Origin of the sequence: Zoogloea sp., assembly GCF_028693495.1 — a bacterium.
GTDB lineage: Bacteria > Pseudomonadota > Gammaproteobacteria > Burkholderiales > Rhodocyclaceae > Zoogloea.
In genome coordinates, this window is the sequence record NZ_JAQUVG010000119.1 from 1 (window position 1) to 10004 (window position 10004).

A 10004-nucleotide genomic window follows, 5' to 3' on the forward strand; every position below is an offset into this window, starting at 1 on the left:
CGCGCCGAGTTCCTGCAGGAGCGGGTGGCATATCCGCTTGTCGAGTTTTACCGGGGAGCCACCGAGGCCATGGATGCCGTGTTCACCTGGATTGAACTGATGGCGGCCGTGTGGATGGAAGGAGTGCCCGAGTGAGCCCCTGCCGGTGCACCCATCTGCGCCTCGCCACCACCGGGGGACTGTCCGACCCGGTCGATCTGGCGGCCCAGCACCCGCCTTGCCTGGCTGATCGGGTCCTCACTGCCCTGGAGGGGATGGTGATTCAGGCCCGTCTCGGTGCCAACGGTCAGACCCGTCACCTGGTGTATGCCAGCGCCGGGGCGGAAGCCCTGTGCGGCTGGTCGGTGGAGTCCCTGATCCGCGATGAGGGTCTGCTCTTCGGCCACCTGGTGCTCGGGGAGGACAGGGAAAGCCTGTTCGTGCAGCTGAGGGAAGCGGTCGAGGCTGGAGCCCGTTATCGGGTGGATTACCGGATCGTCCATCGCAACGGCACCGTCCTGTGGGTCAGCGAGCAGGGGGCTGGCCGTCGCGCTCCGGAGGGGGATTTATACACCGAGGCGCAGATCAAGGACATCACGGCAGAGGTGCGTGCGCTCCAGCAACTGGCCGATGCGGAACTGCGTTACCGGAGCATTTTCGACTCCGCCAGCGAGGGGCATTTCCAGACCTCGGCGGACGGCACCTATCTGGCCGCCAATGGGGCCCTCGCCGCGATCTATGGCTACGACTCGCCAGCCCGGCTGATTGCCGAACTGCGTCACGTGGGCAGTCAGCTGTACGTGGATCCGCAGCGACGGGGCGAATTCATCGCCCTGATGCAGATTCAGGGGGAGGTCAGGGATTTCGTCTCTCCGGTCCGCCGCCGGGACGGCAGTGTGGTGTGGATCAGCGAGAGTGCCCATAGCGTGCGGGATACCGACGGCCGTTTCCTTTATTACGAGGGTTCGGTAAGGGACATCACCGCCCAGCGGGAAGCGGAGAATCGCCTGCGCAATCAGGCCACCCGCGATCAGCTGACCGGTCTCCTCAACCGGAACAGCTTCGCCGAGCGTTTCGAGGAGAACGCCAGGCGGGCCGACCGCCGGGGGGAGGGCCTTCTGGTGGCCTTCATCGATCTGGATAATTTCAAGATCATCAATGACTCCCTTGGCCACTTCTACGGAGACAAGCTGCTGTTGACCGTGGCCGATCGACTGTCCCGGTGCCTGCGCAGCACTGACGTGCTGGCCCGTTATGGTGGTGACGAATTCGTGCTGCTCCTGGAGCGTGGCGAGCCGGAGTCCAGCCCGGACACAGTGCTGCAACGGGTCCAGGAAGCCATTGCCCAGCCGATTCTCCTGGATCACCAGGAGGTGGCCGTCAGTTCAAGCATCGGCATCGCCCAGTATCCGGAAGATGCCCGCAACCTGCCTCAGCTGCTCCAGCAGGCGGATACCGCCATGTATGCCGCCAAGGCGGCCGGGCGGGCGCGGGTGCATCGTTTCACCCCGGAGATCGGAGCCACGGCCACCGAGCGCCTGTCTCTGGAGACCGCCTTGCGGGGGGCCATGGAGCGGGGTGAGCTCTCGGTGGTGTACCAGCCCCGGCTGGGGCGGGGAGGTGAGCTGCGGGCGCTGGAGGCGCTGCTGCGCTGGCAAAGTCCGGAGTTCGGTGCGGTGTCGCCGGCACGCTTCATCCCGATTGCCGAAGAATGCGGGCTGATCCTGCCCCTGACCGATTTTGTCGTCGAAAGCGTGGCCGCCCTCCTTGCGGCCTGGCACCGGGATGGTCTGGCCTGTCCGCGGATTGCGGTCAACTGCTCGGTGCGGCTGTTCCAGGACCAGGGGTTTTCTAGCAGCCTGTTCCGTATCCTAGATCGTCACGCCGTGCCCAGCGGCAGCATCGAGCTGGAAATCACCGAAACCCAGCTGATGGCGGATCCCCAGCACATGATCAAGACCCTGGCCGATTTGCGTGCCCGGGGTCTGACCGTGGCGGTAGATGATTTCGGGACCGGCTATTCCAGTCTGGCTTACCTCAAGCGGCTCCCCATCGATGTGATCAAGATCGATAAATCTTTCGTCGATGGATTGCGTCCGGAGTCCGAGGACTTCCAGTTCTCCCGGGCCATCATCAGCCTGGGGCACAGCCTTGGCCTGTCCGTGGTTGCCGAGGGCGTGGAGACGCCGCTCCAGCATGACCTGTTGCAGGATCTGGATTGCGACGAGTACCAGGGTTATTTCTTTGACCGTCCATTGCCTGCCGTGGGGGTGTCCGGGAAGCTGCGGCAGATGGGCCGGGAGGGTCTGTGGCCGCGGGGGCTGGATTGAACTGAATCCTCAGCGGCCACGCAGGAAGAGCCGGTCCAGCTCGCCCATGCTGAGGGCGGTCCAGGTGGGGCGGCCGTGGTTGCACTGGTCGGCCCGCTCGGTGGCTTCCATTTCCCGCAGCAGGGCGTTCATCTCGGGGAGGGTGAGGGTGCGGTTGGCCCTGACCGCACCGTGGCAGGCCATGGTGGCCAGCAGCTGGTTGCGGCGGGCAGTGATCACCTCCGTGGCCGGGTAGTCCCGCAGCTCGGCCAGCAGCGCCCGCACCAGCTCGCCGACCGGAGCCGATGCAAGCAGGGCCGGCACGCTGCGCACGGCCAGCTCCTGGGGCCCGGCAGGCGCCAGTTCGAAGCCCATCCGCTCCAGCAGGTCGGCATGTTCTTCGGCGCTGGCCATGTCCTTGGGGCCAACCCCGAACACCGCGGGGATCAGCAGCCGCTGTACGCCTGGCGTGCCGTCGAGGAGGGTCTTCAGGCGTTCGTAGAGGATCCGCTCGTGGGCCGCATGCATGTCCACCAGGATCAGCCCACCCTCGTTTTGCGCCAGGACATACACCCCGTGGAGCTGTGCCAGCGCGTAGCCCAGCGGCGGCGCCAGGTCGCTGGCCGGCAGCGCCGGGGCGAGGGCTGGGGGGGGGGCGCTGCCGCCTGGCCGAGGCGCGAAGGCGGCAGGGCTGAAGCGCTCGGCCTCCCCTGTGCCGGCCTCGGGGCGGGCGGACGCGGCGAAATCGAAATACGCCCGGGATGCCGGCTCCATCGCCAGACGCCCCTGTTGCGGGGGGATGAAGGCTGGCGGGGCATGCCCGGTGTCGGCCGCAGGCGGCGTCAGGGAGGATCCGCCATCGCCGCCAGCCATCGGCGCTCCGCCGGCCCCCGAGGCCGCCAGGCTGCGGTTGAGCGCGTGGTAGACAAACTGGTGGACGGCCCGGGACTCCCGGAAGCGCACCTCCACCTTGGCCGGATGGACGTTCACATCCACGCCGTAGGGGTCCAGCTCCAGGAACAGCACGTAAGCGGGGTGGCGGCTGCCATGGAGAATGTCGGCGTAGGCCTCGCGAATGGCATGGGTGACCAGCTTGTCCCGTACGAAACGCCCATTCACGTAGAAGAACTGGGCATCCCGGCTGCTGCGGGAATAGGCGGGGAGGGAGGCGAAGCCATGGATGCGCAGCTGGCCGGCTTCCGCCTCCACAGGACGGGCTGCGGCCAGGAAGTCGTCCCCCAGCAGGGCACGGACCCGCGCTTCCCGGGGCCCTGCGGGCAGGCGGTGACTCACCCGGCCATTGTGGCTCAGTTGCAGGGCCACGTCGGGGCGGGCCAGGGCAACACGCCGGAACACGTCGTCGCAGTGGGCAAACTCGGTGCCTTCGCTTTTCAGGAACTTGCGCCGGGCCGGGGTGTTGAAGTATAGGTCGGCCACGTCCACCACCGTGCCGTGATTGAGGGCGGCGGGAGACAGTTCCCGGGGGTCGGCGTCGATGCGCCAGGCGTGGGGGGCACCGTCGGCGCGGCTGGTGATGCTCATCCTCGACACGGCGGCGATGGCCGCCAGGGCTTCGCCCCGGAAGCCCATGGTGCCCACGTGCTCCAGGTCGTCCAGGCTGGCGATCTTGCTGGTGGCGTGGCGCTCCAGGGCCAGGGGCAGTTCGTCCCTGGGGATCCCGCAGCCGTCATCCGCCACCCGGATGCGCCGCACGCCGCCCTGTTCCAGCTGCACGTCCACCACGGTCGAGCCTGCGTCCATGGCGTTCTCCAGCACTTCCTTGAGCACCGAGGCGGGCCGTTCCACCACCTCGCCGGCGGCGATCTGGTTGATCAGGTGGTCGGGCAGCAGATGGATGGGCATGGAGGTTTCCGGGAGCGTGGGGCAGGGATTGTAACGTCGGGGCGCTGGCATGGGGCTCCCTGGCCCCTGTCGGCGGGCTGACTTCAGCATTGTCCGGTGGTGCCGTTACTGGCTCATGCTGACCGGACCTGCCCCCTACGGTTGGGTGGCCCGGCCGGAGTCCATTCAAGGAGATCGAACAATGAATCCCCGCAAGGAAGTGCGCGTGGCGACACGTATCCAGTGGCTGGTGGGCCTGGCCCTGTTCGGCATGGTTGTCCTGTGCATCACCGCCCTGTTTGAGCTGAGAAGCACGATGGTGACGGATCGTCAGGACAAGCTGAAGAGCCAGGTGGAAACGGCTCTGGGCATCATGACCCAGATCCATTCCCAGGTGTCGGCCGGCAAGCTGTCCGACGCGGAGGCTCGCCAGGCTGTCAAGGCCAGCCTCGCCGCCGTCCGCTACAGCGGTGAAGAGTACTTCTTCCTCTACAAGGCCGATGGCACCAGTTACATGCACCCGATCAAGCCCGAGCTGGAGGGCAAGAGCCTGTGGGACATGAAGGATCCGGACGGCAAGTTCCTGATCCGCGAGCTGGTGGCTGCGGCCAGGGCGGGTGGCGGGGTCACCGATTACATGTGGGAGCGCAGCAAGGGAGCCCCACCAGAGCCAAGGATGGCCTACTCCGCCTACTTCGCACCCTGGGATCTGGTGGTGGGTACGGGGGTCTATGTCAACGACATCGATCAGGCTTACTGGGCCGGTGCCCGGCTGCTGGCGGTGATGGCAGCAGCGTTGCTGGCCCTCCTCAGCTTCTTCGGCTGGCGGATCGGATCGAGCATCCTGCGCCAGCTGGGGGGGGAACCAGTGGATGCCGCCCGGGTGATGCGCCGTGTTGCCGCAGGGGAGCTTTGTGTGGATGTGCCTGCTGCTCCCGAGGGCAGTCTCCTGCACGATGCGGGGGGGATGGTCCGTGCGCTGCGTGAGCTGGTGTCCGAGATCAACGATGCCGCCGACCGGCTGGTGAAGAATGCGATGGAGATCGCCGCTGCGGCCGGCCATATTTCGGATGCGGCAGGCAACCAGGCCGACGCGACCTCGGCCATGGCGGCCGCCATCGAGGAGCTGACCGTCAGCTCCTCGCATATTTCCGACAGTGCCGACGACAGTGCCCGCTACTCCACCGAAGCCGTGGATCTGGCCAGGCAAGGCACGGAACGGGTGGACCTGGCGTCCCGGGCCATCCAGAAGATTTCGGACACGGTCAGCGAGGCGTCCGGGCGCATTCATGTGCTGGAGGACCGGACCCGGGCAGTGTCTTCCATTGCCAATGTGATCAAGGAAATTGCCGGCCAGACCAATCTCCTTGCCCTCAACGCGGCCATTGAGGCCGCCCGGGCGGGCGAGCAGGGCCGGGGCTTCGCGGTGGTGGCCGACGAAGTACGCAAACTGGCGGAGCGCACCTCCTCGGCCACCACCGAGATCGAGGAAGTGCTCGTCGGCATCCAGGGGGAGACAGGCGCTGCGGTGGGGGCCATGAATGCGGCCCTGCCCGAGGTGCAGGAGGGCGTCCAGCGGGCCAGTTCGGCGGTGGAGCTGTTGCGGGCCATCGAGGTTGGCGCCCGTCACACTCTTGAGCGGGTGGGGGACGTGGCGAGTGCGACCCGCGAGCAGAGCATGGCCAGTACGTCGATCGCCCAGCGGGTGGAACAGATTGCCGGCATGGTTGAGGATACCCACCAGGCCACCCGGGAGACCAAGGACAACGCCCGGCAACTGGAGGGAATTGCCCAAAACCTCAAGCAGCAGATCGCCCGTTTCCAGGTGTGATCGCCCAGGGCGCCGCGCCGGGCGGGCCCTCCGTATAATCCGGGGTCTCATCCCAACCCCGGAGCGATCCATGAAACTCGGCACCCCTCTCTCGTCCAGCGCCTTGCGCGTGATGCTGCTCGGCTCGGGAGAGCTCGGCAAGGAAGTCCTGATCGCCCTCCAGCGCCTGGGGGTCGAGACGATTGCGGTGGATCGCTATCCCAATGCTCCGGGCCACCAGGTGGCCCACCGCGCCCACGTGATCCCGATGACCGACGGTGCCGCGCTGCGGGCGCTGGTCGAGCAGGAGAAGCCCCACCTGATCGTCCCCGAGATCGAGGCCATCGCCACCGAGATGCTGGTGGAGATCGAGGCCGAGGGCCTGGCCGAGGTGATCCCCACCGCCCGCGCCGCCCAGCTCACCATGAACCGCGAGGGCATCCGCCGGCTGGCCGCCGAAGAACTGGGCCTGCCCACCTCGCCCTACCGCTTTGCCGACTCCCTGGCCGAGCTCCAGGCTGCCATCGACGGCAGCGACGGCGCGCCTGCCATCGGCTACCCCTGCATCGTCAAGCCGGTGATGTCCTCGTCGGGCAAGGGCCAGTCGCTGCTCAAGGGGCCGGACGACGTGCAGACGGCCTGGGATTATGCCGCCGCGGGCGGGCGGGTGAACCAGGGTCGGGTGATCGTCGAGGGCTTCATCGACTTCGACTACGAGATCACCCAGCTCACCGTGCGTGCCTGTGACGCCACGGGCGCGGTGCAGACCTATTTTTGCGATCCGATCGGCCACGTGCAGGTGTCGGGCGACTACGTGGAGTCGTGGCAGCCCCAGGCGATGAGCCCGGTGGCGCTGGCGCGTGCCCGCGAGATTGCCGGGGCCGTCACGGCCAACCTGGGCGGGCGCGGGCTGTTTGGCGTGGAGCTGTTCATCAAGGGCGACCAGGTGTGGTTCTCGGAGGTCAGCCCGCGGCCCCACGACACCGGCCTGGTTACCCTGTGCTCCCAGCGCTTCTCCGAATTCGAACTCCACGCCCGGGCCATCCTGGGCCTGCCGGTGGATGTGGGCCTCTCCGAGCCCGGCGCTTCCGCCGTCATTTACGGTGGCATGGAGGCGCAAGGGATTGCCTTCGAAGGCGTGGCCGAGGCGCTGGCGGTGCCGCGCAGCGACATCCGCCTGTTCGGCAAGCCGGAGGCCTTCACCCGCCGCCGGATGGGCGTGGTGGTCGCCAATGGTGCCGATGTGGACGAGGCGCGCAGCCGCGCCAGAATGGCCGCCGGCAAGGTCCGTCCGGTCAGGGGCTGAGCGGGGCCGGGGCCGGGGCCCTCAGGTGGCGGACACGGCCTGGAGGGAGAGGCTGTCCAGGGGCTCCGGCTGGTGGAGGAGTGCCCCCTGGGCCCGTTCAATACCCAGGAGGCCCAGGGCCTCAAGGACATCCTGACGTTCCACGAACTCGGCGATGGTACCCACTTGAACCACCTGGGCCAGATCCATGAAATGTTTCACCGAGGCCTGGTCCAGGGGATCGTCCAGCAGGCCCGTGATGAACTGCCCGTCGATCTTGATGAAGTCCACTGACAGATCCCGCAGGTAGCCGAAGGACGACGCCCCGGAACCGAAGTCATCAATTGCGATGCGGGCGCCCAGCTGATGCATGTGCCGGGTGAAGTGGACCGCTTCGGCCCGATGACCGATGACGGTGCTTTCCGTGATCTCCAGACACAGGCGGGACAGGGGGAAGCCCGTCTCCCGGGCTCTCTCCTCAACAAAGGTGGGGAACGCCCGGTCGGACAGGGACTGGGCCGAGAGGTTGATGGACAGCAGCCCGACCTGTTGCCGGTGGTGATTTCGGGTCAGCCACTCGAAGGCATGGCGCACCACCCAGCGGTCGATGCGGGTGGCCAGGTGGAAGCGTTCTGCAGCGGGCAGGAAGGCTCCGGGACCGACCAGGCTGCCGTCCGGCTCGCGCAGGCGGAGCAGGATTTCCAGCTCCACGTCTGCTCTGGCCCGGGCTGCAGCCACTGGCAGGATGCGCTGGGCGAAGAGTTCGAAGCGATCTTCGTCGAGGGCCTGCTCCAGGCGTTCGACCCACTGCATCTCCCCCTGGCGCAGCTGGATGCCCTCGACGCTGTCCATCCACACGTGGACCCGGTTGCGGCCGGTTTCCTTGGCAATGTAGCAGGCCGAGTCGGCGGCTTGGAACAGCTGGGCTGCATCTGGCCAGCGCTCATCAAGGGGGACCAGACCGATGCTGGTGCCCACCCGGAAGGCCCGTCCGTCGCAGATGAAGCGGAAGTCCTCCATCTGACCGCAGATTTTCTGGGCGATCCGCAAGCCCTGGCTCACGTCGCAGTGCTCAAGGATCACGGCGAACTCGTCACCGCCCATCCGGGCCACCGTGTCCCGTGCCCTGACCGCATGGAGCAGCAGGCTGCTGACCTGTTTGAGCAGCTTGTCTCCTTCCAGATGGCCGCAGGCATCGTTCACCGCCTTGAAGTGATCCAGGTCGATGAAGATCAGGCTGCTGCTGCCCCGGTGGCTCCGGGCATGTTCCAGCAGGCGCCGCACCCGCGCTTCAAGCTCGGCCCGATTGACCAGGCCGGTGAGGGCGTCGTGGGTGGCCCGGTGGGTCATCTCCCGGCTCAGCTGCCGTCGCTCGGACACATCCCGGAAGACCAGCACGGCACCATGGACGCTCCCCTCGTCGTCCCGGATGGGGGCAGCGGACTTCTCGATGCCGTATTCGGAGCCGTCCCGGCTGATCAGCACGGGCTGGTCCGACTTGCCCACGGTGCGCCCCAGGGCCAGACAACGGGCAACAGGGTCCGGCATGACCTTGCGGGTGGTTTCATCAAGGATCGTGAACACTTCGCCCAGGGGGCGCCCGGTGGCCTCGCCACAGCCCCAGCCGGTCATGCGCTCGGCCGCCGGGTTGAGCCAGCGGATCGTGCCGTGCACATCGGTGGTGATCACCGCGTCGGCAATCGAGTCCAGGGTTACCTGGAGCTGATCCAGGCTTTCGGCGAGGCGGTGCTCCATGTGCCGGCGCTGGCTGATGTCCCGGATCACCCCGACATAGAAGGCGCGTCCGTTCATGGGGCTGCGGGAGACGTCCAGTTCCAGGGGAAAAATCTCACCGTTCCGGCGCCGGCCCCGTCCTTCGCGTCCCCGGTCCAGGATGGCGCCGTCCTGGTCGGGGGCTGGCGCGCCCAGGTAGCGCTCGATCCGCGCGACCCCGTCTTCCGGCAGGAGCAGCCCGGCGTGACGTCCGATCACTTCCGCCGCTCCAAAGCCGAAGATCCGCTCCGCTTCCCGGTTGAAGCTGAGGATCCGGCCGGCATCGTCGATGGTGATGATCCCTTCCAGCACGTGGTCGAGGAGGGTCTGGGTCAGGCGGGTCTGTTCGGTGGCGCTCTGCAGGGCATTCCGGGCCTGTTCCCGCAACTCGAGAGCCTGGGTGACGGTGCCGGCCAGGGAATCCAGAATCAGGTGCTGACGTGCGTCCAGGGCCCGGGGGCGGTAGTCCATGACGCACAGGGTGCCGGCCCGGCAGCCATCGCTGAGTCTCAGCGGGACCCCCGCATAAAAGCGGATTCCGGGCGCTGTGCCCACCAGTGAGCAGTCCCGGAAGCGGGCCTCCTGACGGACATCGGAGATTTCCAGGAGACTGCCGGCGAGGAGTGCTTCAGCGCACGGGGTCTGCCCCCGTGGCAATTCGTGCAGCCCGGGCAGGCCGACATTGGCCTTGAACCATTGGCGTTTGTCATCGATCAGGCTGATCAGGGCGATGGGGGTGTCGCAGACGGTGGCTGCGGCAGAGGCCAGGCCGTCGAACAAGGCTTCGGGCGCCGTATCCAGCACCCGCAGGGCATGCAGGCGGGCCAGGCGAGCGTCCTCGTCACCGGGTGGGATGGAGGGCCGCGGGAGGGCAGGGCAAGGATCCGCAGTCACGGGAGGGCCTTCAGCGGGCGGCCTGCACGGGCCAGGGAGTGTGCCAGCGCATGCGGCGGAGCCCCAGATCGAACTCCAGCAGGGTATGCAGGGGGCCACCGATGACGGAGGG

5 protein-coding genes are annotated in these 10004 nt (G+C 67.3%); 3 read left to right on the forward strand and 2 right to left on the reverse strand.

Translation table 11 applies throughout. The features are described from left to right. Window positions 1–131: 131 nt before the first annotated feature. Window positions 132–2309 (forward strand): bifunctional diguanylate cyclase/phosphodiesterase, encoded by a 2178-nt coding sequence (locus PHD22_RS15185; protein ID WP_299868701.1) that lies wholly within the window; start codon window positions 132–134, stop codon window positions 2307–2309. A gap of 9 nt (window positions 2310–2318) precedes the next feature. Here the strand turns inward: PHD22_RS15185 and mutL are convergent, their stop codons facing one another. Further along, the gene (gene mutL, locus PHD22_RS15190) at window positions 2319–4151 is read right to left on the reverse strand and encodes a DNA mismatch repair endonuclease MutL (protein ID WP_299868704.1); all 1833 of its coding nucleotides are present in this window, start codon (window positions 4149–4151) and stop codon (window positions 2319–2321) included. A gap of 181 nt (window positions 4152–4332) precedes the next feature. On the opposite strand from mutL, the gene PHD22_RS15195 reads away from it, so the two are divergent. Next, a complete protein-coding gene (locus PHD22_RS15195; protein ID WP_299868707.1) occupies window positions 4333–5961 on the forward strand; it encodes a methyl-accepting chemotaxis protein in 1629 nt (542 codons plus the stop codon). A gap of 70 nt (window positions 5962–6031) precedes the next feature. After that, on the forward strand, window positions 6032–7246 hold the full coding sequence (purT, locus tag PHD22_RS15200; RefSeq protein WP_299868710.1) for a formate-dependent phosphoribosylglycinamide formyltransferase: 1215 nt from the start codon (window positions 6032–6034) through the stop codon (window positions 7244–7246). 21 nt (window positions 7247–7267) lie between these two features. On the opposite strand, the gene PHD22_RS15205 is transcribed toward purT, so the two are convergent. Beyond that, the gene (locus tag PHD22_RS15205; protein WP_299868713.1) at window positions 7268–9892 is read right to left on the reverse strand and encodes an EAL domain-containing protein; all 2625 of its coding nucleotides are present in this window, start codon (window positions 9890–9892) and stop codon (window positions 7268–7270) included. Window positions 9893–10004 lie beyond the last annotated feature (112 nt).

Excerpts from the sequence above, each read along its gene's own strand:
- mutL (WP_299868704.1), bottom strand. The coding sequence starts at position 4,151 with ATGCCCATCCATCTGCTGCCCGACCACCTGATCAACCAGATCGCCGCC.
- PHD22_RS15195 (WP_299868707.1), top strand. The coding sequence starts at position 4,333 with ATGAATCCCCGCAAGGAAGTGCGCGTGGCGACACGTATCCAGTGGCTG.
- purT (WP_299868710.1), top strand. The coding sequence starts at position 6,032 with ATGAAACTCGGCACCCCTCTCTCGTCCAGCGCCTTGCGCGTGATGCTG.